Here is a 24,494-nt window from a genome sequence, read left to right as displayed (position 1 = left end):
TACAGCCGGTGGCCATCCCAATGGTTCGAGGGTCGCTTCGCTCCCACCTCACCATGAGGATGGAGCGAACTCGCCACGCTCGGACACCATCTATCTCCTCGTTTTCACACAAGTCTGGATAGCAAACCTCGGCATACTTTTCCTCGTATTGCTCCGATTACGACGAACCGGGTGGCAATACACAAAGACCAGCCTCACCCTGAGGTGGCGCGCAGCGCCCTCGAAGGGCGAGGCGGATTGCCGGATGGCTAGAGCATTTTCGCTTTTCTTCGAAGCGCGAAAACGCTCTATCTTCTTGTTTTTACGCATTTCCGGACGGAAAACCGCTGTGCACTTTTCCTGGAAATGCTCTAGAAACGCATCCCCGGCACAGCCAGCGGGTTGTCCTGCAGCGCGGCGCGATCCGGCGTATCGACGCGCGGCTTGCTGAGAAAGGCGTCGAACAGGCCCTTCACGAAATCCTCGGGCAGATCCTTGGTGATGATCACCATGCGCGTGCGCCGGTCCTCGGGGTCGGGCCAAGCCGGCAGGCGCACTGGCGGATGGAAGATGTTCTGCACGCCATGCAGCACGACCGGGCGCTCCGGCCTGTCCGACACGGCAACGATCGCTTTCATGCGCAAAAGCTTTTCACCATGGGCCGAACGCAAGAGATCGATGAACATCTCCAGCGCCGCCGGGTCGATCGGCTGTGTCTCGATGATCGAGAAGGATCGGATCGATTCGTCGTGGCGGGTCACGTCATGGCCGTGCTGGTGGCGATGGTCGTGGTGGTGGCCATGATGGTGATGGCCGTGACCGCCATGATGGTGGTGGTGATGGTGATCATGGCCGTCGTGATGATGATGATCATGGTGGTGATCCTCATCCGCCTTCAGCTCGTCCTGCAGCCAGCGGCCGACATCGGCGATCTTCGACATCGGATCGTAGAGACCGTTGATGAGAATGGCGGCGCGGCCGGCCTCCTCGCTATCGGCGCTCAGGATCTGCGCACGCGGATTGAGCGCTCTTAGCCGACCGATCAGCAAGTCTTCAGGCACCGCACCAGAAATGCCGCTCTTTGAGACGATCAGCCGGTCGGCGACCGCCACCTGTTTGCGCGCCTCTTCATGATTGTCGAGCGTCTGCAGCCCGTTGACCGCATCGACGACGGTGACGACGCCATCCAGATCGAAATTGGCTGCAATGATCGGGTTGCCCATGATCGACTGCATGACAGGCGCGGGATCGGCAAGACCAGTGGTTTCGATGACGATGCGCTTCAGCGGCCGGATGCGGCCGGTCTGCATGGCGTCCATCAGGTTCGCCAGCGTATCCACCAGCTCGCCGCGCACCGTGCAGCACAGGCAGCCGTCCGAGAGCTCGATGATGGCATCGCCGGAGCTTTCCACCAGCAGATGGTCGATGCCGACGTCGCCGAATTCGTTGATGATGACGGCCGCATCGCGCATAGCCTCATCCTTGAGGATGCGGTTGAGCAGGGTCGATTTGCCCGCACCGAGGAAACCGGTCAGGATTGCGACCGGCACTCTTTGCTGCGAAACGCTCATGGCTAAAATCCGATATTAGAAAGTGGGACGTGGCATCGGGATCGGCACATTGTCCGCCCCGCCGGAGATGGCGATCTTGTTGCCCTTGGTGGCCTTGTCACCTTTCGCAGTGGCATCGTCCTTGTCGCCCTTCGCGGCGGTGGCGATGTCCTGGCCGCCGATCAGGCCGGCATAGATGAAATTGGGCTCATGATCCATTTCGTGGATATAGGGCGACTGCACCTTGGTGCGACCGAAGGGATCGCGCGTTTCGCTGCGCGCCTGCGCGCCCTTGGTGCTGCAGATATCGGCGGTGACGTCGGCAACGTCAGCCGACTGCGGCGTGTCGGGCCGCAGGCTTGCGAGCGTATCCTTGCCCGCGAGCTGGTTCTGGAAACCCTTTTCCAGCAGATTGGCGGAATCATCGGCCCGCGCCGCCAGGCTGTCGGTGCCGAGCACGACGGAGATCAGCGTGCGGCCGTTGCGGGTTGCCGAGGCGATCTGGTTGAAGCCGGCGGCACAGATGAAGCCGGTCTTCATGCCGTCGGCGCCATCGAAACGGCCGATCAGCATGTTGATGTTTGGCACCTGCTTCACGCCGTTGGTAAAGCCTTCCAGCGAGAAATAACCGGCATATTGCGGAAATTCGCGGCGCAGCGCGACGCTGAGAATGGCAAGGTCACGCGCCGTCGTATATTGCCCCTTGCCCGGAAGGCCGTTCGGATTGATGAAATGCGTGTCGCGCATGCCAAGGCGAGCCGCCTCCGCATTCATTCGCGCCACGAATGCCGGCTGCGAACCGCCCACGGTTTCGCTGACCGCCATGGCAAGATCGTTTGCCGATTTGACCAGCATCATCTTCAGGGCATTGTCGAGCGTCATCTTCTGCCCGGGCTTGAAGTACATCTTCGCCGGCGGCTGCGCGGCCGCGAGCTTCGACATGACGACGGGCGTATCGAGTTTGATCTGGCCGGATTGCAGGGCACGGAAGGTGACGTAGCTGGTCATCAGCTTGGTGAGCGAAGCCGGATACCAGCGGCGAAACGCTTCCTGCTGGTCGAGCACGCGGCCGGTGCTGACATCGACGAGAATATGCGGATTGGCTCCGGCCGTCTGCGCGGTCGACAGGAAAAGCATGGATGCAGCTGCGGCTACGGGAACAAGCCGCAGGGCGGCATACAAACGATTCTGCTTCGTCGGCACGATCTATCCTTCAGAGTTCCGGAATTTTCTCGAAAGCTTCGTCTATTTAACCTATATGGCTAGGAGAAGGCAAAGGCGATTGACGACTTTATTTGCCCTTGAGCAGGCCACGCTAGATGCGAAGAGCCGGCAGGGGCGGAACGAAGAACCGAAGAGTTGAACCACAACCGATAGTGAGCAGCAGGAAAATCAGCATGCCGATCTTGAACAGAGCCGCCGAACTCCAGGGCGAAGTGACCGAATGGCGCCGCTATATCCACACGCGGCCCGAACTTCTCTATGCGGTGGAAAACACCGCCGCCTTCGTCGCTGAAAAACTTCGCTCCTTCGGCGTCGACGAGGTGGTGACCGGCATCGGCCGCACCGGCGTCGTCGGTCTGATCCGCGGCAAGGGCGAGGGTCGCACAGTCGGCCTGCGCGCCGATATGGATGCCCTGCCGCTCACCGAAATCACCGGCAAGCCCTGGGCTTCCGAGACACCCGGCAAAATGCATGCCTGCGGCCATGACGGTCACACCGCGATGCTCTTGGGCGCTGCGAAATACCTCGCCGAAAACCGCAATTTCAACGGCAATGTCGCCGTCATCTTCCAGCCGGCCGAAGAGGGTGGCGCCGGCGGCGACGCCATGGTCAAGGACGGCATGATGGAGCGCTTCGCCATCGCCGAAGTCTACGGCATGCACAACATGCCAGGCCTGCCCGTGGGACATTTCGCCATCCGCAAGGGCGCGATCATGGCGGCGACAGATGAATTCACCGTTTCCATAAAGGGTGTCGGCGGCCATGCCGCCATGCCGCACAAGACCATCGACCCGATCGCCATCGGCGCGCAGATTGTCTCCAACCTGCAGCTCATCGCCTCGCGTAGCGCCAATCCGCTGAAATCCGTCGTCGTCTCCGTCACCAAGTTCAATGCCGGCAATGCGCATAACGTCATTCCGAGCGAGGCAAGCTTTGCCGGCACGGTGCGCACGCTCGATCCCGAGATGCGCGACCTCGCCGAACAGCGCTTCAGGCAGATCGTTTCCGGCATTGCCGCCAGCCACGGCGCCGAGGTCGACATCGAGTTCCAGCGCAACTACCCGGTCACCTTCAACCATGCCGATGAGACCGACCATGCGATCGCCATCGCCGAGGAAATTGCCGGCGCGAACAATGTCATTCCGGATATCGACCCGATGATGGGCGGCGAGGATTTCTCCTACATGCTGCTCGCCCGCCCCGGCGCCTTCATCTTCGTCGGCAATGGCGATACCGCCGGTCTGCACAACCCGGCCTACGACTTCAACGACGAAGCCATAGCCCACGGCATTTCCTACTGGGTGCGCCTCGCCGAACAGCGCCTCAACGCCTGAGACACCACCGCCACTCTCCGTGCGCCTTATGAGGCGCACGGCACCGCAAAAGCGAATTGTCCCTGGTACGTAAAAGGGCTTGGCTTCCTGCCTTTGCTTTTGTATGGATCATCCCGAGTGGTCTCGTAGCTCAGCAGGATAGAGCACCAGATTCCTAATCTGGGGGTCACGCGTTCGAATCGCGTCGAGATCACCAACATTTCCCAATTAAAACAATATGTTAGCCTATCCATCAGATCTATAAGGGTCCACCGGCGTTCCTGCACGCCTGTCCCCGATGCATTCGCACGCTCACGATATGTGACCGGGAGTTCGCCGTTTGGCGAACTCCGACACACAAAAGAAATTACCAGCAGTGCCAGCACCGGTGATAAAATCCGCCGTCATAATAATGATAATAGGGATGATAATAATACGGGTGGTAGTAGTAAGGATGGTAGTAATAGGGGCCGGTTACAACACAGCCCGCCAGCATTGTGGCGAGGATGATCGCCGAGCCCAGCTTCAACACAAATCGCAGCATAATTACCTCTCAAACCCGCCCCGATAGAGCTTAAACGGCACGGAAAGGCTATTCCGTCGCTGGAGAGCAATTAGATTATGGAATGGTGGGCGTCTTCAAAAAGGCCGCAAGCTCCCAATTTCAGCAAATGGGAGCTAGGGGTCGGTTCCCCGAGAGGCATTGCCCATTACCGCTTACTTGTAATCAAACGCCCCCGGATGGTTTTCCAAACTGCCCGTCAGCGCCGCATAGAGTATGGTTCTGCCGTCGATCGCTTCATTGCCCGGCCCGATGTTCAGCCATGTCAGCTTCTCGGTCACGGTCTTCTGGTCGGCTGAGAGCAGCAGGCCGTACATGATCTTCTTGCCGGGATCGTACATCACGGCGATGCGCTCCGAGCCGCAGTCATGCTGCTTGCAGGCGCTCATGACATAGACCTTGTCTCCGCCAAACGTCACCTCGTTGCCGGGGGATTCGACGGTCTTGCCGTTGATCCAGTCCGGCAACGTGTGGCCTTTGGCCATCGCCTTGAAGGCGGCGGTAGCAGCCGGATCGGAGGCGATTTCGCGAAATGTGGCGGGATGATTTTGTGCGAATGCAGGCGGAGTGCCTGCGAGGATTGTCAGCAACGCGACTGATGCCACGATATTTCTCATGCGTTTGCCCTCAAAAGAATAGGGAGCATAAAGGGCTCATGTCCAGCGCTGGGCAAGAGCTTGAACATGACATCACCCCACCGCAATCCTGTTCCTCACCAGCCTCACACCGCGGATCGATTCGGCGACCGCGGTTGCCCGCATCACTTCCTGCTGAGTGGCGACGGTGCCATCGAGGCGGATCTCCTGGCCGGCGGCCGTCACCTTCACCTCGGAGGCATCGATCCCGCCGGCAACGGCCAGTGCGTTGGCAACTGTTGACTCCAGTTCCGAACGCCTGGAATGCTCGCTTTCCAGATAAAGCTCCATGCCGTGAAATGTCGCCGCTTTGAAAACCATTCATCGCCCTCCGCATTCGAGTGGACGAAAAACGCAGCACTTGGCAATTGGTTCAATAATGATCGAAAAATATCATTAAATCAGTGATTTCGCCTTAAACGCGCATCGCAGTCGCAGGGGGTTGTAAGCCGGCACACTTGCCGCTTCCTGCGATCCCCTGTAGAGCCTTGGAGACTTTCAGCAACATGCGGATACCTGAATGACCACCGGTAGCAAGGCGCGACGCCGCCTGACGATATTGGGTTCGACCGGCTCCATCGGCCAGAATACGCTTGATGTCATAGCCCAGCTGGGCGGGCGTGAAGCCTTCGACATCGCCGCCATTACAGGCCACGACAATATCGAGCTTTTGGCGGAGCAGGCAAAGGCCTGCGGCGCGGCTTTCGCCGTTACCGCCAATGAGGAGCGTTATCAGGCACTGAAGGACGCGCTGGCTGGCACCGGTATTGCAGTCGGCGCTGGCAAGAACGCTCTGATCGAAGCAGCCTCCATGCCATCGGATTGGGTGATGGCCGCCATCATCGGCACGGCCGGCCTTGCGCCGACGCTCGCCGCTGCCCGCCGTGGCGCCGATATTGCGCTTGCCAACAAGGAATGCCTCGTTTCCGCCGGCGATCTCTTCGTGCGCGCCGTTTCAGAAGGCGGCGGACGGCTGATCCCGGTCGATAGCGAGCACAGCGCCATTTTCCAGGCGCTCGAGGATGATCAGCAGCACGCGGTGGAGCGCATCATCATCACCGCGTCGGGCGGCCCCTTCCGCACCTGGACGCGCGAGCAGATGGCCAATGTGACGCCCGCAATCGCGCGTGCTCATCCCAACTGGTCCATGGGCTTTAAGATATCAGTCGGCAGCGCCTCGATGTTCAACAAGGCGCTGGAGATGATCGAGGCCAAGCACCTGTTCAATGTCCGGCCCGATCAGATTGAAGTGGTGGTGCATCCGCAATCCGTCATCCATTCCATGGTCGGCTACAGCGATGGCTCGGTGCTGGCGCAGCTCGGCTGTCCCGACATGCGCACGGCCATCGGCTATGCGCTGACTTACCCGGCCCGCACCAAGCTCAGCGTCGACCGGCTGGATTTCGCCAAGCTGGCGCGGCTCGATTTCGAGGCGCCGGATGAGGTTCGCTTCCCGGCGCTGCGGCTTGCCCGCACCGCGCTTGAGCGCGGCGGCCTGCAGGGCGCCATCATGAACGCCGCCGAGGAGATCGCCTTCCATGCCTTCGTGGATGGCCGCATCGGCTTCCTGGAAATGGCCGATATCGCCGAAGCCGTCATGGACGAGATGATCGCGACCGGCAGCGCCGAAACCATGGACGCCGTCTTTGCCGCCGACGGGGAAGCCCGCGGCCGGGCAGCGGCGCTGATCACCCAGCGGGAAAAAGCAGCCTAACCCGCCTCGCCAACAGCGCCTTTCGGACAGATCACTCCATGCCACTTCACCTCGAAACTCCGCTCATCGAATCCCAGCCGCTCAGCCATGCCTCGGGACGTTCCATCTGGTTGAAGATGGATGCGCTGCAGCCGCCCGGCTCCTTCAAGATCAGGGGTGTCGGTGCTGCCTGCGAACATCATGCCGCTAACGGGAAACGGCGCTTCGTATCCTCTTCCGGCGGCAATGCCGGCATTGCCGTCGCCTATGCCGGGCGTCGGCTTTCGATCCCGGTATCGGTCTTCGTTCCCGAGACGACGACGGAGCAGGCGAAGGCGCTGATCCGCCAGGAAGGTGCCGAGGTCTTCGTGCACGGCGCGTCCTGGCAGGAGGCAAACGAACGCGCGCTCCAGGCGGTCGATGCCGATACCGCCTTCATCCACCCCTTCGATGATCCACTGCTCTGGACGGGTCACGCGACGATGATCGATGAAGTCGTCAGGGCTGGTGTCCGGTTCGATGCGGTCGTTCTCTCGGTGGGCGGCGGCGGCCTGCTCGCCGGCGTCGCGGAGGGGCTGGACCGCAATGGTCTTCAGGATATCCCCATCATCGCCGCCGAAACGGAAGGTGCCGCCTCGCTGGCAGCTTCGGTGACATCGGGCAAGCTGGTGGAGCTGCCCGCCATCACCAGCATCGCAACATCGCTCGGCGCCCGAAAGGTCTGCCAGCGCGCTTTTGAGATTACCCGGAACAGACCAGTCGATTGCGTCGTCGTCGATGACCGCGCGGCCGTCAACGCATGCATGCGCTTCCTCGACAATCACCGCACTCTCGTGGAGCCTGCCTGCGGCGCCGCACTGGCCGTCGCCTACGCCCATACCGATCGGCTGGCGCGCTTCGAGCGGGTGTTGATGATCGTCTGTGGTGGCGCGACCGCCACCCTCGCCCAGTTGCAGGCTTGGTAAGCATCCTGATTGCACGGCATGCCTTCAGCAGGATTGCCGTCGGCTCCCGAGACCAATAGGTAAGCAAAATCTTACCGATTGATTTCTGCTGTTGCCATTCCCGATATCGATCGCTAGAGAGGAATTCCGGCCTCACTTTCAAAGGAATCAAGGATGCCGGACTTTTCCACTCTCATTCTCTTTGCCGCCGCATCGCTGGTGCTCACCGCCACGCCCGGTCCCGATATGCTGCTCATTGCCTCGCGCAGCGTCAGCCAGGGCCGCTCGGCGGGCTTCCTCACTTATGCGGGCATTGCGCTCGGAACCTATTGCCACGCCATGGCCGCCGCACTCGGCCTCTCCAGGCTGTTTCTCACCGTGCCTGTTGCCTATGAGATCGTACGCTGGGCTGGCTGTGCCTATCTGCTCTATCTCGCTTTCAAGACCATCCGTTCGCAAGGCTCGGCTTTCGCGCCGTCCACGGCACTCAAGCGGCTCTCTGGAAAACGCATATTCACCGAGGGGCTGGCAACCAATCTACTCAACCCGAAGATGGCACTCTTCGTATTGGCGCTGTTCCCGCAATTCGTCGACCCGCATGGCGGCTCGATGACCCTGCAGATGGCGCTGCTGGCCACGATTTTGAATGGGATCGGCTTCCTCGTGAACGGTTCCGTCATCCTGCTCGGCAGCCATATCCGAGGACGTCTCTCGGCGATCAAGCGTGTGCCGAAATTGCCGCAATATCTTCTGGCAACGGTCTTTGCCGGCCTGGCGTGCCGCCTGGCCTTGGCAAGCCGCAACTAACCCAGCTTGAAAAAATATCGCGGAAATGCCCATGCATTTCCGCGATACTGGATGCAAACAGCAGTTTTAGGCGACGGCGCGGGCCAGCGCACAGCGCGACCAGAGTGCATGCAGCGCGCCAACCAGATGCTCGATATCGCCATCCGAATGCAGCGGCGTCGGCGTGATGCGCAGACGCTCGGTCTTCTTCGGTACAGTCGGATAATTGATCGGCTGAACATAGACGCCGGCGTCGAGCAGCAGATCCGAAATCCACTTGCACTTGGCAGCATCACCGACCAGCACCGGCACGACATGGCTCGGGTTTGGCATATGCGGAATGCCTGCGGCATCGAGCTGGGCGCGCAGCCGGCGGACACGATCCTGATGGCGGGCGCGTTCGAACTGGCTGACCTTCAGATGCTGGATCGAAGCGACCGCACCCGCGGCAAGCGCCGGCGGCAGCGACGTCGTGAAGATGAAGCCGGACGCAAACGAGCGGATGAAATCGCAAAGCGCCGTCGAAGCCGCGATATAGCCGCCCATGACGCCGAATGCCTTGCCGAGCGTGCCTTCGATGACTGTCAGACGATCCATCAAGCCTTCGCGCTCGGCGATGCCGCCGCCGCGCGGGCCGTACATGCCGACGGCATGCACTTCGTCGAGATAGGTCATCGCGCCATACTTGTCGGCGAGATCGCAGATTTCCTTGATGGGGGCGATATCGCCATCCATGGAATAGACGGATTCGAAAGCGATCAGCTTCGGCGCCTTCGGATCGGCGGCCTTCAGCTTGGCTTCGAGATCGTGCAGGTCGTTATGCTTCCAGATGACCTTGTCACACTTCGCATAGCGAATGCCTTCGATCATCGATGCATGGTTCAACGCATCCGAGAAGATGATGAGGCCGGGAATGCGCGCGCCAAGCGTGCCGAGCGTCGCCCAGTTGGAGATGTAGCCGGAGGTGAAGATCAGCGCGGATTCCTTGCCGTGCAGATCGGCGAGTTCCTGCTCGAGCAGAACATGATAGTGGTTGGTGCCAGAAATATTCCGGGTGCCTCCCGCACCCGCGCCACAGTGATCTATGGCTTGCTTCATCGCCTCGATCACTTTTGGATGCTGGCCCATGCCGAGATAGTCGTTGGAACACCAGACCGTCACTTCCTGCGGGCCGTTGGGCGTATAGCGCGTCGCGCGCGGAAAATTGCCCCGGCGGCGTTCCAGATCGGCGAACACGCGGTAACGACCTTCATCATGCAGGCCGTCCAGCTCGCCCTTAAAAAATGCTTCGAAATCCATCATCTGCTCCAGTAGCGTGCAACCGTTTTCAAGAATGGCGGTTCACACGTCAACCCCTCCCAACTGCTTTCGGGCTCCGCTGCGGCAAATGGCCCCTAATTTTGAACAGTTCCAGACAAGAATAACCAATCGCATCAAATTGACAATCGAAACCATGCCCGAAACGAAGGAACCGAACAGCAGCCCCAGGTCGCTGCAACGCTAAAACCATGCGGGCGGCGATGACGCAAAGTTAGATCAGCGTTGCCACGGAGTCTGTGGAGAAAGACGGCAGATTTTCTACCCTCTGCCAATCGTTTATTGTCCGAATAAGAACGTGCCTTTGTTCAGCAACAAAAAAACTATTCGCGCCCAATGGACAATCATATTTTGCACGATATTTTTTCGTAGTTGCAGGACTGAAAAAACAGCCCATCGTGTTGGAGCTGAAGAATTGGGACGACGTTGCCGGGTTCGGCTTAACTAACGTTGGAGAGAGTAAATGAAAAAAGTTCTCATGCTCGCATTGATCGGCTTGTCCATCGCAAGCTGCACGCCGACTGAACAAGGCGCCGGCATCGGCGCGGCAGGCGGCGCCATCATCGGCGGCGCAGTGACCGGCAACGTCCGCGGCGCCGCCGTTGGCGCGGCTATCGGCGGTCTTTCCGGCGCTGTCATCGGCAGCGTCCAGGAACAGCCCGGCCAATGCTACTATCGCGACCGCTACGGTCGTCGCTACATCGACGATTGCCCGCGCGGCGGATATCGTGGTGGCTACGGCGGCGGTTACGGCGGCTACTGATCGATATCAGATCGCTATATCGAGTCCCGGGCCGCAAGCCCGGGACTTTTTCATTCCAGCAAGGCAAATACCCCGCCTTCAAGGTGCCGGCATCACGCGTTGGCACAGCGACGACAACCCTTGGACGTCGCCTCAAGGCCAGCGCTGAAACGCGGCAACTCCATCGGAAATCCCGGCGTTTCTGTCCATTTTGGTCATCTTTTCCAGGTTTTTGACTCCAAACTGGTACACCTGAGCGACTTTTGCCTCTATGGTGGCCGCGCGTTAACCCCGGGGAAACGTCAAACTGAGTAAGTTCTCATGTAACCGTAAAGCGGCGTATGCATAAAAGAACTGAACCGAGGAAGAGTATTGCGTATCGGCAGGCAGGAACCGTTGCAGCGGTTGCGGCAGCGCTCGCGCTCGGGCCTTTTTGCGTTGAAAACGCCTTCGCTTTCAAGATCTTCGGCATAAAGCTCTGGGGTAAGGACGAAACGACGGATCAGGTTTCCGATCCCGTCCACTACACGGTCGATTTCAAGGCCGACAATCTCGACAAGGATCTGAAGGAAGCCCTGAACGACAGCTCGATGCTGGTCGCCGACAAGGACAAGGCCGTCTCCGGCGACCTCGGCGTCGTCGTCAAAGCGCGCGACGACCGCGACCGCCTGATCGCCACCCTTTACGAGAAGGCCCGCTATGGCGGCGTGGTCACCATCACCATCAACGGCACCCCGCTCGATGCCTTGCCGCCGACGCCGGCCTTTGGTCGCTCCAAGCCCGTCGCAGTTGTCATCAGCGTCGACCCCGGTGCGGTCTTCAAGCTCGGCAAGATCAATCTCCTTGGCGATGCCGCGGCACTGGACGCCTCACGTTACGGCCTGGTGCGCGGCGGGGATGCCGGTTCGCTGACCATCCTGAAGGCGGGCGACAAGATGGTCGCCGATTTCAAGAATGAAGGGCATCCGCTCGCCAGGCTCGACAAGCGCGATGTCGTCGCCGACCACTCCACCAATACCGTCGATGTCTCGCTGAAGGTAGAAAGCGGCCCCGTCGCACCCTTCGGCAATGTCGGCGTCACCGGCCAGAAGTCGGTCGATCCGGATTTCATCAAGCGCTACGCCCGCATCAACGAAGGCAAGCCCTATTCGCCTGATGATCTGAAAAAGGCCTCGGACCGTCTCAGAAAGCTCGGCGTCTTTTCCAGTGTTACCATTCGCGAGGCCGACAAGCTGGCGCCGGATGGCAGCATTCCCACCACCATCGAGGTGTCGGAAGGCAAGCAGCGCTATTTCGGCGTCGGCGCGCAATATTCCACCATCGACGGCTTCGGCCTGCAGGGCTATTGGGGACACCGCAATCTGACGGGACGCGCGGATTCGTTGCGCATCGAAGGATCGGTCTCTCGCCTCGGCGAGACCACGGATGTCGGCCAGCTCGATTACACAGCCGGCATCACCTATGTCAGGCCCGCGACCTTCTATCCTTCGGCGACCTTCACCGCAGCACTGAAGATGCAGAGCCTGCATCCGGATGCCTACGACGCCAATACAGTGACGGGAAGCGGCAGCCTCGCCTACGAAATCAACGATCAGGATACGGTCTCGGCCGGCGGCGAAGTCAGCTACGAGTCCGACACCACGGACGCCTTCGGCAAGCGCAATTATCTGACCGTGGCGATCCCGCTCGAATATGTCAGAGATACGCGCGACAATAAGCTGGACCCGACGGAAGGCTTTCGCGCCGCGATCAGCGCCAAGCCGAGCTACGAGGCGATGGGCGGCACGGTGTTCAGCTCCTTCGAGGGCTCGGTCACCGGCTATCAGGGTGTCGGCGCCAACAACAACGTCGTCTTCGCCGGCAAGCTTGCCCTCGGCTCGCTCATCGGCGCCAACAGTATCGAGGATATCCCCGCCACCCGGCGCTTTTATGCCGGCGGCGGCGGTTCGGTCCGCGGCTACGGCTATCAGGAAATCTCACCCTATAACTCCAAGGGCGATGCGCTTGGCGGCCGTTCCTATGCGACAGCCTCGTTCGAAGCGCGCGTGAAGATCACCGACACGATCGGCGTCGTGCCTTTCGTCGACATGGGTAGCGTCACCGACACCATCGCTCCGGACTTTTCCGATCTGCGCATTGGCGCAGGCGTCGGCCTGCGCTACGCTACGCCATTCGGTCCGATCAGGCTCGATGTCGCCGTTCCGTTGAAGAAATACAACGATGGCACGGCCTATGGCATCTATGCCGGTATCGGTCAGGCCTTCTGACGGAACGTACGGTTGTTGCGGACGTTTCAGCACACGGTTACAAAATTGAGGTTACTGTCGCTTTCATGAGCATATTGATTCGAATCCTCGGGAAACTGGTACGCTGGATTGCCTATGCGATCGTGGCGGTCCTGTTGCTCGTGGTCGCAGCTGTGCTCGTCATAGGCCTGGTACCCTCCGCAACCAACTATGCCGTCGACCAGGCGGCAAAACTCGCTTCGACACCCGACCACACCATCACCATAACAGCACCGTCGGGGCTGCTCAGCGGTAATCTGAAAGTCGGCTCGATCACCGTCGCCGACACCAAGGGCGTTTTCGCCAAGGTGCAAAATCTTGCTGTCGACTGGTCGCCACTATCGCTGCTGACCGGCACCTTCCATGCCGATCGCGTCGCGGCTGATGTAGTCGATTTCGAGCGCCTTCCGGTCTCAACGGCGACACCCGCGCAAGAGCCTCAGACATCCAGCAGCAGCGGCTTCTCCTTGCCCATCGCCGTCAATATCGGCGCCATTACCTTGCCGGACCTTCGCATCGGACAGGCCGTGGCCGGGCAGGACTTCGCTCTCGCCGCCGACGGCAGCGTCAAGGCCAACAGCAGCAGCGTCGGCCTTACGCTAAATGCCACCAGACATGATGTGCCCGACGCCAAGCTCTCCGCCGACATCGCCTTCGCTCCGGCCGAAAACCAGCTGAAACTGAAGACGCAGATTTCCGAACCGCGAGACGGCATGTTGGCCGGCATGCTGCACCTGCCGGGCGGCCCGGCCATCAACATCGACCTCTCGGGCGACGGTCCGCTTTCGAATTGGGCCGGCAAGCTGCAGGCAGCACTCGACGGCAAGCCGACGGTCGCGATCAACGGCCATCACAGCCTTTCCGCCGATGGGCTGCACCATATCGACGTCAAGGGTGGCGGCGACGTGGATTCGCTGCTGCCGCCGACGATGCGGCCGCTCTTTACCGGCCAGACGACCATCGATCTCTCGGCAACCTTCGACGGCAAGGGCAAGATCGACATCCAGACCGGCAATCTCGCCACCGGCAGCGTTGTCATTGCCGCGTCCGGCACGCTCGATCCCGCCGGCAACAACAGCCTCAACGCCAACCTGATCGGCACTTCCGGCCCCGTCGACTTCCGCTGGCCGATGGAAGACGGCGAGCTTCGCGCCATGATTTCGCGCGTCGACGTCGCACTGACCGGTGCAGCGCAATCGGTGAAGATCGACGCCAAGGCGGCAGTCGACAGTGCCAGCGCGCCACAGGGCCAGATCGGCCAGGTAAACCTCAGCGCCAGGAGCGATGCCTTCAATCTGGCAACCATGTCCGGACCGGTGCAGTTGCGTCTGGTCGTCGGCCAGACCGCTTTCGTCGGCGCCGATCTCAACCGGCTGATCCGCGCGCCTATCTCGCTGACCGCGCCGTTGCAGCTTTCGCCCGATACGATCGGTTTCAACAACACGACGCTCGAAAGCGCCAGCATCGGCGGCACCGTCAACGGCAAGTACACGCTGTCCTCGAAGGCTTTGACGGGCAATTTCAAGCTGTTCGCCCTGCCTGGCGTGCTGCCGGACGGCGTGTCAAACAAGTTCGAGGGAACGATTTCGCTGGAGGGACAGGTTGGCGGCACGGTGCCGACCAAGATGACGCTCTCCAATCTGGCGGTAAAATCCAACATCGCCGAGATCAACGGCAATCTGGCGCTCAATGACCAGTCGCTGACATCTAATCTCACCGGCAAGCTTCTCGATCTTTCCAAGCTCGTCCCCAATGCGCAGGGGCAGGCCGATATCGCCCTCAAGGCCAAGGGGCCGCTCACCGCACTCGGCATCGATGCGACCTTGAAAGCGGTCAACGTCAAGCTGGCCGGACGGCTTCTTGATACGCTCGATATCGACGTCATCGGAACCGCCGATCCCAAGGCTCCGCAGGCAAATATCCAGGCAAACGGCGCGATCGACGGAAAGCCGATCCGCATCGCCGCCGACGCCATTTCCAAGGATGGCCGCACCAGCATTCCATCGCTATCGGCGGAAATCGGCACGAACAAATTGCAGGGCAAGCTGGATCTGTCGCCGAGTTTCGAGCCGAACGGCGCGTTGACATTCGATCTGCCTGATCTCAGCCTGCTGGCAGCCCTTGCCGGACAGAAGGCAGAGGGCGACCTCAAGGGGTCGCTCGATATCGCCAGCACCAACGGCAAGATCGGGCTGAAAGTCAATGCCAACGGTAACGGCATCCGCCGCGACGATCTGGTCATCAGCAAGCCCGCAGTCGCCCTCAGTGTCGACGATCTCAAGGCATTCTCGGCCAATGGCAGCATCCGCGCCGATACCATCGCCTCAGGCGCCAACCGCATCGCCGATCTCGCGCTGACCTTTACCCAGCAGGGCAGCCGCACGGATTTCGATCTGAAGTCGAGCTATGACAATGCCCCCCTGACCGCCCGCGGCAATGTCGAAACATCAGGCGGCCAGACGACCGTGAGCCTGGATTCCTTTGCCGGTTCACCGAAGACGGTCCCGGTCAAGCTGGCATCGCCGACCAAGATCGTCGTCAAGGACGGCGTCGCCACGCTGAGCGGATTGACCATTCAGACTGGCGGCGGCTCCGTCACGGTCGACGGCACTGCCGGCCAGGCCCTCAACATCAACGCCAAGATCGCCAACCTGCCGGCAAGCCTTGCCAATGTCTTCGCGCCGACACTTGCCGCCGAAGGCGTCATATCAGGCACTGTCGCGGTAACCGGCAAGGCCACATCGCCCGTGGTGGCGTTCCAGACCAACTGGACAGGCGCCGCCACCAGCCAGACGAAATCCGCTGGCCTCACGCCACTCGGCATCAAGGCGGACGGCAAGTTTGCCGACAATGTCGTGACGATCAACACCAACCTGACAGGCCAGAGCGGCCTGGCGCTCAATGGCGGCGGTACGGTCGCGGTTGCCGGGAACAAGGCGATGGCGCTGAAGTTTTCCGGCAATCTGCCATTCGACGCCCTCGCCGGCCAGCTTGCCGCCCAGGGTCTGGTGATGACAGGCGCCGCCAAGGTCGACATGCAGATCGGCGGCACGACGGCAGCACCCGCGGTTACGGGCACGATTACCACCGATGGCGCCAAGCTCGTCGATGTCCGCCGCAACCTGACCCTGAGTGGCCTTGCCGTCACCGTGAGCCTCGACGGCAGGCAGGCCGTCATCTCGCGGCTTAGCGGCAACCTGACGAGCGGCGGCAGCATCGCCGGCAGCGGCACGGTCGGCATCACTCCGGACAGCGGCTTCCCGGCCGATATCCAGATGAAGTTCAACAACGCGACCTATGTGGACGGAACGCTGGTGACCGCCACCGTCAACGGCACGCTCCGCATCAAGGGTCCGTTGCTGACCGCACCGATGCTGACGGGCAATCTCAGGATTAACAAGGCATCGATTACAGTGCCTGAAAAGCTGCCGGCTTCATTGTCTGAAATCAATGTGAAGCACAAGAATGCGCCGGCCGCGGTGACTGCCCAATTCAAGGATCAGAAGCCGGAGGGACCGCGAGACAAATCGACGACCCTCGGCCTCGATCTGCAGCTGGAAGCGCCCTCGCAGATGTTCGTGCGCGGCCGCGGCATCGATGCCGAGCTCGGCGGCAATATCACCGTTCGCGGCACGGCGGCGGCACCTGTGGTATCAGGCGGCTTCACCATGCGGCGCGGACGCCTGACCATCCTCAGCCGCCGGCTGGATTTCACCGACACCAGCAAGATCACCTTCGGCGGCGACCTGACGCCGGCTCTCAATATGGAAGCCACATCTTCCGTAAGTTCCACCACGATCACCGTCGATGTTACCGGCCTCGCCACCGACCCGCAGATCGGGTTCTCCTCCTCCCCTGCCTTGCCGCAGGACGAAGTGATGGCGCAGCTGATCTTCGGCCAGTCCATGTCGAAACTCTCCGCCATGCAGATTGCCCAGCTCGCCGATGCGGCAAGCCAGCTGGCCGGCGGCCGCTCCACCTCGCTGTTCGAGGGCCTGCGCAGCCATCTCGGCGTCGACGATCTCGACATCTCGACGGATGCCAACGGCCAGGCGCAGGTCGGCGCCGGCAAATACATCAACAAGCGCACCTATATCGAACTGCAGCAAGGCGCTTCCAACAATACCAAGGCGATCATCAATCTCGATGTCGGCCGTGGCGTGAAGCTGCGTGGCGCGGCCGGCTCGGATGGTGCAGGCGAAGCCGGCATCGTCTATGAGCATGAGTATTAGGTTTTAAAACCCCATCTTGCTGGTCTTCAGCAATATATTGGATTCCGTCGTGTTGATGCCGTTGATCAGCCTGATCTGGCGCAGCGTCTCGTCGAAGGAGGCAAGATCGCGATCCTCGAGTTCGGCGATGAAATCCCATTTGCCGTTGGTGCTGTGCAAGGCCCTCACCTGCGGCAGGCCGCGAAGCTGGTCGGCGACCTTGTCCGCCAGCTTGCCGAGCACTTCGATCAGCACGATGGCCCTGACGCCGGCGGCGCGGGTTTCGTGGCCGGTGCGGATGGTGAAGGCAGCGATGGTGCCGCTCTCCACCAGCCGCTCTATGCGGGCAGCGACGGTGGCGCGCGAAGCGCCGGTCGCAGCCGCCAGGGAGGAAACGGAGATGCGTGCATTGTTGCGCAGCGCACTGAGGAGGTCGCGGTCCAGGTCATCCATATGGCTTATCATTCTGCTAAATCGTATTGAGCAATCTGTCGAAACCTAATCAATTTTCGACAATTTTCCATCTTTTTGCTGTCATGCAGAAAATCAATAATGCGACTCGACTGCCTCTAACCCTCGGAGCAATGCCGATGAATACGCAATCCACTCCCATCACCTTGATCGGCGTTCCCCTGGAGGAAGGCTCCGGCCGCCGCGGCGCCGGCATGGGCCCGACGGCGCTCCGCATCGCCGGCATCGAGACGACGCTGATCGAACTCGGTCACCGCGTCACCGACAGCGGCGATCTGCATCCCGCCCCGGCGGCCGACCTGCCTGACGATCCGCAGGCCCATAATCTGAAAATCGTCGGCGCCTTCACGCGGGCGCTGGAGGCAAAGGTCTACGACGTGGTGTCGGCCGGAAGCTTCCCACTGATCCTCGGCGGCGACCACAGCTTGTCCATGGGCAGCGTTTCCGGCATGGCGCGTCATGCCGCTGAAGTCGGTCGCCCGCTCTTCGTCCTCTGGCTGGACGCGCATTCGGATTTCAATTCGCCCGCCACATCGCCATCGGGCAATATCCACGGCATGCCTGTCGCCTATTATTGCGGCGAGGCCGAGATCGCCAATGTTTTGCCGGCCGGCCGGCCGCTGGTCGATCCGACGAAAGTCTTCCAGGTCGGCATCCGATCTGTCGACGCACGCGAGCGCGAGGAAATCCGCGAGCACGGCGTCAATGTCTTCGACATGCGCTCGCTCGATGAGCAGGGTGTGGCCGCCATCATGCGCAGGGTGCTCGACACGGTCAGCGCCGCCAATGGCTTGCTGCATGTCAGCTTCGACGTCGATTTCCTTGATCCCGATATCGCCCCGGGCGTGGGGACGACGGTGCCGGGCGGTGCCACCTATCGCGAGGCGCATCTCATCATGGAAATGCTGTCCGACAGCAGCCTGGTCTCATCGCTTGATCTGGTCGAACTCAACCCCTTCCTCGACGATCGCGGCAAGAGCGCCCGTGTTTTGGTGGAGATGGCCGCCAGCCTCTTCGGCCGCCGCATCTTCGACCGCCCGACAAGAGCCGCCTGAGGCGCTGCTTGGCTGGCGGCGGAATCCGACGACGGTTCGCCAGCGGGCGAGCTATTCCTATCTCGGGCCACCCTCGTCCTTCGACAGGCTCAGGATGAGGGTGGAGTGAGCCCTTCCGATATAGCCACGTTCTTGGGCGGCGGAGCGTCAGAAGACCAGCCCTCATGGTGAGGAGGTCCAAAGGGCCGTCTCGAACCACGAGGGCGGGTGGCCGGCCTCCTTTTGCAACCCCTATACTTCCAGCGGCATGCTTCGCCAGCCTCCCCTGCTCGAAACCTTGTCGACAGATTTAGGTTTGAGCAACATTCTTGCTCTATCGTGCCATCAACACGCCGCATTTGGCGTCACGCTTCAATGGGAAGAACGTTCATGGCCACGATCAATTCCACCAGCTTCAGCGGCGATACTCTGGAAATCATTGCTTTCCGGCTTCATGAGCAGGAATTCTGCGTCAAGACCACCACCATCCGCGAAATCCGCGGCTGGGCGCCATCGACGCCGATCCCGCATGCACCGGCCGATGTCATCGGCGTCATGAACCTGCGCGGCTCGGTCATCCCGATCATCGATCTCGCCTACAAGCTCGGCATGCAGAGCACGGTTGCCAACGAACGCAGCGCCATCGTCGTCGCCGAAGTCCACAACATGGTCATCGGCATGTTGGTCGATCGCGTCTCCGATATCCTCACGATCGCCTCCAGCCAGGTTCAGCCTGTTCCGGAAGTGACCGCCTCCTTCGATCGCGCCTATTGCGAAGGCATCATCGCGACGGAGAATGGCATGATCTGCTTCCTGAACCTCGCCAAGATGTTCAAGGAAAGCGAGACGGAAGAACTCGCCGCTTAACTTCGCTGAACAACCCCTTTTAAAGAACCGCCACTCCACAGTGGCGGTTTTTTATTGTCGACTAATTTTAGTTAGTTATATTTTATTTAAATTATAATTTCTAATAAGCTAATTTTTACTCAAAATTAATGGGCCCCACTCCATCATCGATTGTGAAGTGAGGTAAGAAAATACAATCAAAACATTCCGACCATCCCGTGCGGAGCGCTGTCCTGTCGGCACTCTGACGAGCGCGGCCGCCCGCTTCGTTGCCATCAAGTCGACGCCCGGCAAGCGTCAGCTCTCGGAGAGGGAAAAGGAATGTTCAGCCTATCATCGGATGCCAGCCGCATCCTGTCTGCCGTTTCCAAGTCACAGGCCATCATCGAATTCGACCTTCAGGGCAAGGTCCTGACTGCAAACGAGAATTTCTGCCGCGCGCTCGGTTACGAACTGAAGGAGATCGTCGGCAATCATCACCGCATGTTCTGCGAACCGGCCTATGTCACCACTCCCGCCTATCATGACTTTTGGGCGCGCCTCGGCCGCGGCGAATATGACGCCGGCACCTACAAGCGGCTCGCCAAGGGCAATCGCGAGATCTGGATCCAGGCTTCCTACAACCCGGTTTTCCGCAACGGCAAACCGGTGAAGGTTGTAAAGTTCGCCGCTGACGTTACCGAGACAAAGAAGAAGGCGATCGACGATGCCGGCAAGCTCGAAGCGCTCTCGCGCTCGCAGGCCGTCATCGAATTCCTTCCCACAGGCGAGATCCTGACCGCCAACGAAAACTTCTGCGGCGCCATGGGCTATGCGCTTGGCGAAATCGTCGGAAAGCACCACAGCATCTTCTGCGAGCCGACCTATGCCCGCACGGAGGAATACCAGCGTTTCTGGCAACGCCTGGCGCAGGGCGAATTCATCGCCAACGAATTTGTCCGCTATGGCAAAGGCGGCAAGGAAATCTGGATCCAGGCGGCCTATAACCCGATCACCGACGCCGACGGCAAGGTCTACAAGGTGGTGAAATTCGCAACCGACGTGACCTCCCGCATGAGCGCCATCAGCGAACTTGGCGGCGCGCTGCGCAACCTGTCGGAGGGCGACCTGACCAAGACGCTTGACCGATCCTTCGTGCCGTCCATGGAGCAGCTCCGCCACGATTTCAACGCGACGGTGCGCAAGCTGTCCGACACGTTGACCACGGTCGGCGACAATGCCAGCGCCATCGCCGCCGGCTCGCGCGAGCTCGGCGACTCGGCAGAATCCTTCTCGCGGCGGACGGAGCAGCAGGCCGCCTCGGTGGAAGAGACGGCAGCCGCATTGGAGGAAATCACCACCACGGTCGCGGATTCCAGCCAGCGTGCAGAGGAAGCCGGACGCCTCGTCGCCGAGACCAAGCATGGCGCCGAGCAATCCGGTACGGTGGTGCGCAGCGCCGTTGCCGCCATGGATCAGATCGAGAAATCCTCCCGCGAGATCACCAATATCATCGGTGTCATCGACGACATCGCCTTCCAGACCAATCTGTTGGCGCTGAATGCCGGTGTCGAGGCAGCCCGTGCCGGCGAGGCGGGCAAGGGCTTCGCAGTCGTTGCCCAGGAAGTGCGCGAACTGGCGCAACGCTCCGCCAGTGCGGCCAAGGAGATCAAAGCGCTGATCACGGCATCGAGCGAGCATGTGAAGAACGGCGTCGGCCTTGTCGGCCAGACGGGCACCGCGCTGGAACAGATCGTCACCCAGGTCGCAGACATCAACACCAACGTCGCCGCCATCGTCAAAGCCTCGAAGGAACAGACGATTGGTCTCAGGGAAATCAACTCGGCCATCAATTCGCTGGATCAGACGACACAGCAGAATGCCGCCATGGTCGAGGAAAGCACGGCCGCAAGCCTCAGACTTGCCAGCGAAGCGGACGCGCTGCATACGCTGCTGGCGCAATTCCGCCTCGCCGACGCGAAGGTCAGAGACATGGTCTTGCGCCGGGTGGCATGATTTCCTCCCGTCCATGATTACAATGCCAAGGCGCCCCGATCACTCGGGGCGTTGCTTTATCGGAGCCTCGGCCGCAATCGCCGAGAGGTGTCTCCCGCCCACCTTGCCGAAGGGTTCGCCTTGCAATCTTGGCGAGGTCTCTCTATTTTTCGCTTGGGCATATGAACCAAAAGGAGGTTGCCTATGACATCGCGGGACGCCTGATACACGACTACCGTGACTACTGCCTTTCGAAAGGCATCGACTACGCATGCTTTCAATCCGTACGGCCGCATGATGATACCACGCTCTTCTGCAGCGCTGGCATGCAGCAGTACAAGCCGTTCTTCTCCAATCCCTCCCATAAGGGTACCGTCTCCAACAGTCAGGCTTGCCTGCGGATGGGGGACCTCGACGAGATTGGCGACGGCACGCATTTCCTCTCTTTCACCATGCTTGGGCTGTTCTCCTTTCGGGAGATGACGCTTTCCGATGCGATCGAATTCTGGCTTGAATTCCTCGAGCTGATCCGCGTCAGGCCGGATCACGTCACCATCCATCCCGACAATATCGACGAATGGACGCCGCTCTATCGCGGCCGCGTTCCAATCGTCGCCGATCCGGAATGCACATGGAGCGACGGCAGCATCAGCGGGTACTGTACGGAGTTCTATAGGGATGGAGTGGAGATCGGCAATATCGTCAATCCACTCGGCACTTGCATTGACGCCGGCTTTGGCGCCGAGCGCCTCGATATGCTGTCGAACGGGACTCTGCCGGAGAATGCTCTCGAAACGCTCTGCAGCACGGCTCTGAAGATCATCGAAAGCGGCTATCTTCCGGGCAATAAGGAGCAGGGCTACGTGCTTCGCAAGCTGTTGCGCCGGATTCACTCTCTTGGCTGCACGTTAGACCACCCGTTCTTCCGGCAAGAAGTGGACCGTCAAAGCCGACTTGTACGAAAATACGAGCGGCTCCGTCACAAGCACCCCGGCAAGTCGTCGGAGTGGTGGTTCGATACCCACGGCATCGATCAGGAGACGATTTCGTCCTACGAGACCTGATGCAAAAATTTGGATGTCCCGTAAGTCACGTCGACAAACGGGACACCCATCAATTTCAAACTTCTATCTCCGCGGTTTCACACTGCTCGATTGGCCCTTTATGCGGACCAACTCTCACCCGAACAGCGCGTAGGTGCTCTTGATCGTCACCCAGACGCCCCAGAGCAGCGGAATGCCGACGATGGCCCAGGCGATCAGCGCCTTGCCATCGAAGCCGCCCGTGCCGATGCCGAAGGAGCCGGTGGGACCGGCATTGGCGGCGGTCTTCGCCTGGAGTGTCGCCACTTCCTCATCCGACATGAACCACTTGTCCGCGAGCGGCCTGACCAACGAATTGGCGATGAGGCCAAGCGCCAGCATGCCGGCGAGGATATACATGGTGAATGTGTAGAGCTGCGCGCCTTCGACGCCGGCGGCCTTCTGCGCCTCGCGAATGTAGTTGACCACGACCGGCCCGATGATGCCGGCCGTTGCCCATGCCGTCAGCAGCCGGCCATGGATCGCGCCGACGAACTGCGTGCCGAATATATCGGCGAGATAGGCCGGAACAGTCGCAAAGCCGCCGCCATACATCGACAGGATGATGCAGATGGCACCGACGAACAGCACCTTGCTATGAATGCCTGCCGCCCAAGGGGCCAAAATATAAAGCGCGATACCGATGACGAAAAAGCAGTAATAGGTATTCTTGCGGCCGATTTTGTCGGAGAGCGAGGCCCAGAAGAAGCGTCCGCCGATATTGAAAAGCGAAATCAACCCGGCAAAGCCGGCGGCGATCGCCGCGACCAAAGCCACCTGATCCTTGCTGAGATCCGTGAACTTCAGGTCCGGCAGGCCGATCAACGCGCCGCCGAAGATTTCCTGCAGCATCGGCGAAGCCATGCCGATGACGCCGATGCCGGCGGAGACGTTGAGGCAGAGCACGGCCCAGATGAGCCAGAACTGCTTGGTCTTGTGCGCATCGCGCAGATGCACATGCTTCGTCGTGATCATCGTGCTCTTGGCGACGGGCGGCGTCCAGCCTTCCGGACGCCAGCCGGCAGGCGGCAGGCGATAACCGAAGGCGCCACCCATCATGAAGACGAAGTAGATCGCGGCCATGACGATGAAGGTTTGCCAGACACCGACCGAACCATCGGTGCGGAAGTGGTTCATCAGCAGGCTTGCAAGCGGCGCCCCGATCATGGCGCCGCCGCCGAAGCCCATGATCGCCATGCCGGTCGCCATACCGCGCCGGTCGGGAAACCATTTGATCAGCGTCGACACGGGCGAGATATAGCCGAGGCCAAGACCGACGCCGCCGATGACGCCAGCGCCGATCCACATCACCCAAAGCTGATGGAAGATGACACCTACAGCGGCAATCAGGATACCGCCGCACCAGCAGCAGGCGGAGACGACACCCGCCTTGCGCGGCCCGACCTTTTCCAGCCAACCGCCCCACATGGCGGCGGCGGAGCCGAGCACCACGAAGAAGAGGGTATACATCCAGCCGAGATCGGCAACACGCCAGTCGCAGCTTGTCGTGAACAGGGCAGTCAGAAGATTGAGGCTCGCGCATTCTGCCGGAGCCGGAGTGGGGGTGCCAAGCGCCTTGGACAGGGGTAGCCAGAAGACGCTGAAACCATAGGCCATGCCGATGCAGAGATGGATCGCAAGAGCGGCCGGCGGCACGAGCCACCGGTTGAAGCCCGGCCTGGCGATGATGCGCTCACGATCGAGCAGACCCGCCGTTGCCGTGCCTCTGGAAATATTCGTATCCGCAGCCGTCATGAACTACTCCTCCTCGTTGCAGAGACCGGTATTCACATGCCTTTGGCAAGAATCACAATCCAGGATGGATTCTCCTCCTCCATCCAATAGC

18 protein-coding genes and 1 tRNA gene are annotated in these 24,494 nt (G+C 60.6%); 12 read left to right on the top strand and 7 right to left on the bottom strand.

What is annotated here, in order from left to right:
• Positions 1 to 350 precede the first annotated feature (350 nt).
• Positions 351 to 1,550: a CobW family GTP-binding protein gene (locus ACQZ6F_RS21030; RefSeq protein WP_449093770.1), complete on the bottom strand. Its 1,200-nt coding sequence runs from the start codon at positions 1,548 to 1,550 to the stop codon at positions 351 to 353.
• Positions 1,551 to 1,565: 15 nt separating this feature from the next.
• Positions 1,566 to 2,732, bottom strand: coding sequence for a D-alanyl-D-alanine carboxypeptidase family protein (locus tag ACQZ6F_RS21025; protein ID WP_077471774.1), 1,167 nt, complete (start codon positions 2,730 to 2,732; stop codon positions 1,566 to 1,568).
• Positions 2,733 to 2,926: 194 nt separating this feature from the next.
• Between ACQZ6F_RS21025 and ACQZ6F_RS21020 the strand changes: the two genes are divergently transcribed.
• Complete coding sequence (locus tag ACQZ6F_RS21020; protein ID WP_068389045.1) at positions 2,927 to 4,087, top strand: M20 aminoacylase family protein; 1,161 nt, start codon at positions 2,927 to 2,929, stop codon at positions 4,085 to 4,087.
• A gap of 119 nt (positions 4,088 to 4,206) precedes the next feature.
• A tRNA-Arg gene (locus ACQZ6F_RS21015) sits at positions 4,207 to 4,283 on the top strand.
• 500 nt (positions 4,284 to 4,783) lie between these two features.
• Here ACQZ6F_RS21015 and ACQZ6F_RS21010 read toward each other — a convergent pair.
• Both ACQZ6F_RS21010 and ACQZ6F_RS21005 read right to left on the bottom strand, forming a co-directional pair.
• Positions 4,784 to 5,245: an Ivy family c-type lysozyme inhibitor gene (locus ACQZ6F_RS21010; protein ID WP_449093771.1), complete on the bottom strand. Its 462-nt coding sequence runs from the start codon at positions 5,243 to 5,245 to the stop codon at positions 4,784 to 4,786.
• Positions 5,246 to 5,317: 72 nt separating this feature from the next.
• Positions 5,318 to 5,584: a BON domain-containing protein gene (locus ACQZ6F_RS21005; protein ID WP_174072417.1), complete on the bottom strand. Its 267-nt coding sequence runs from the start codon at positions 5,582 to 5,584 to the stop codon at positions 5,318 to 5,320.
• A gap of 199 nt (positions 5,585 to 5,783) precedes the next feature.
• Here ACQZ6F_RS21005 and dxr point away from each other — a divergent pair, with 199 nt between their 5' ends.
• The 3 genes from dxr to ACQZ6F_RS20990 all read left to right on the top strand — a co-directional run bounded on the left by dxr (position 5,784) and on the right by ACQZ6F_RS20990 (position 8,707).
• A complete protein-coding gene (gene dxr / locus ACQZ6F_RS21000) occupies positions 5,784 to 6,977 on the top strand; it encodes a 1-deoxy-D-xylulose-5-phosphate reductoisomerase (protein WP_267554725.1) in 1,194 nt (397 codons plus the stop codon).
• A gap of 38 nt (positions 6,978 to 7,015) precedes the next feature.
• Positions 7,016 to 7,921: a pyridoxal-phosphate dependent enzyme gene (locus tag ACQZ6F_RS20995; protein ID WP_449093772.1), complete on the top strand. Its 906-nt coding sequence runs from the start codon at positions 7,016 to 7,018 to the stop codon at positions 7,919 to 7,921.
• A 153-nt stretch (positions 7,922 to 8,074) separates the two neighbouring features.
• The gene (locus ACQZ6F_RS20990) at positions 8,075 to 8,707 is read left to right on the top strand and encodes a LysE family translocator (RefSeq protein ID WP_449093773.1); all 633 of its coding nucleotides are present in this window, start codon (positions 8,075 to 8,077) and stop codon (positions 8,705 to 8,707) included.
• Between the two features lie 66 nt (positions 8,708 to 8,773).
• Here the strand turns inward: ACQZ6F_RS20990 and hemA are convergent, their stop codons facing one another.
• Positions 8,774 to 9,985, bottom strand: a complete 1,212-nt coding sequence (hemA, locus tag ACQZ6F_RS20985; protein ID WP_077471781.1) for a 5-aminolevulinate synthase — start codon at positions 9,983 to 9,985, stop codon at positions 8,774 to 8,776.
• 481 nt (positions 9,986 to 10,466) lie between these two features.
• On the opposite strand from hemA, the gene ACQZ6F_RS20980 reads away from it, so the two are divergent.
• The 3 genes from ACQZ6F_RS20980 (at position 10,467) to ACQZ6F_RS20970 (ending at position 17,262) form a co-directional block, all read left to right on the top strand.
• Entirely contained in the window at positions 10,467 to 10,766 is a 300-nt protein-coding gene (locus ACQZ6F_RS20980; protein WP_449093774.1) for a glycine zipper domain-containing protein, read from the top strand.
• Between the two features lie 320 nt (positions 10,767 to 11,086).
• On the top strand, positions 11,087 to 13,012 hold the full coding sequence (locus ACQZ6F_RS20975) for an autotransporter assembly complex protein TamA (protein WP_449093775.1): 1,926 nt from the start codon (positions 11,087 to 11,089) through the stop codon (positions 13,010 to 13,012).
• A 65-nt stretch (positions 13,013 to 13,077) separates the two neighbouring features.
• Positions 13,078 to 17,262, top strand: a complete 4,185-nt coding sequence (locus tag ACQZ6F_RS20970; RefSeq protein ID WP_449093776.1) for a translocation/assembly module TamB domain-containing protein — start codon at positions 13,078 to 13,080, stop codon at positions 17,260 to 17,262.
• A 3-nt stretch (positions 17,263 to 17,265) separates the two neighbouring features.
• On the opposite strand, the gene ACQZ6F_RS20965 is transcribed toward ACQZ6F_RS20970, so the two are convergent.
• Positions 17,266 to 17,706, bottom strand: coding sequence for an Lrp/AsnC family transcriptional regulator (locus ACQZ6F_RS20965; RefSeq protein ID WP_174072424.1), 441 nt, complete (start codon positions 17,704 to 17,706; stop codon positions 17,266 to 17,268).
• Between the two features lie 125 nt (positions 17,707 to 17,831).
• Here ACQZ6F_RS20965 and rocF point away from each other — a divergent pair, with 125 nt between their 5' ends.
• From rocF to ACQZ6F_RS20945, 4 genes are all read left to right on the top strand, one after another.
• Positions 17,832 to 18,767 carry an arginase gene (rocF, locus tag ACQZ6F_RS20960; RefSeq protein WP_449093777.1) on the top strand — a complete coding sequence of 312 codons (936 nt, stop codon included), beginning with the start codon at positions 17,832 to 17,834 and terminating at the stop codon, positions 18,765 to 18,767.
• A 369-nt stretch (positions 18,768 to 19,136) separates the two neighbouring features.
• Complete coding sequence (locus ACQZ6F_RS20955) at positions 19,137 to 19,613, top strand: chemotaxis protein CheW (protein ID WP_068389008.1); 477 nt, start codon at positions 19,137 to 19,139, stop codon at positions 19,611 to 19,613.
• Positions 19,614 to 19,913: 300 nt separating this feature from the next.
• On the top strand, positions 19,914 to 21,587 hold the full coding sequence (locus ACQZ6F_RS20950) for a methyl-accepting chemotaxis protein (protein ID WP_449093778.1): 1,674 nt from the start codon (positions 19,914 to 19,916) through the stop codon (positions 21,585 to 21,587).
• Positions 21,588 to 21,748: 161 nt separating this feature from the next.
• Positions 21,749 to 22,630, top strand: a complete 882-nt coding sequence (locus tag ACQZ6F_RS20945) for an alanine--tRNA ligase-related protein (RefSeq protein WP_449093779.1) — start codon at positions 21,749 to 21,751, stop codon at positions 22,628 to 22,630.
• A gap of 114 nt (positions 22,631 to 22,744) precedes the next feature.
• On the opposite strand, the gene ACQZ6F_RS20940 is transcribed toward ACQZ6F_RS20945, so the two are convergent.
• Positions 22,745 to 24,403: an OFA family MFS transporter gene (locus ACQZ6F_RS20940; protein WP_449093780.1), complete on the bottom strand. Its 1,659-nt coding sequence runs from the start codon at positions 24,401 to 24,403 to the stop codon at positions 22,745 to 22,747.
• Positions 24,404 to 24,494: the final 91 nt, after the last annotated feature.

Source organism: Rhizobium sp. A22-96, assembly GCF_053521805.1.
This window is presented reverse-complemented; position numbering and strand designations above follow the sequence as displayed.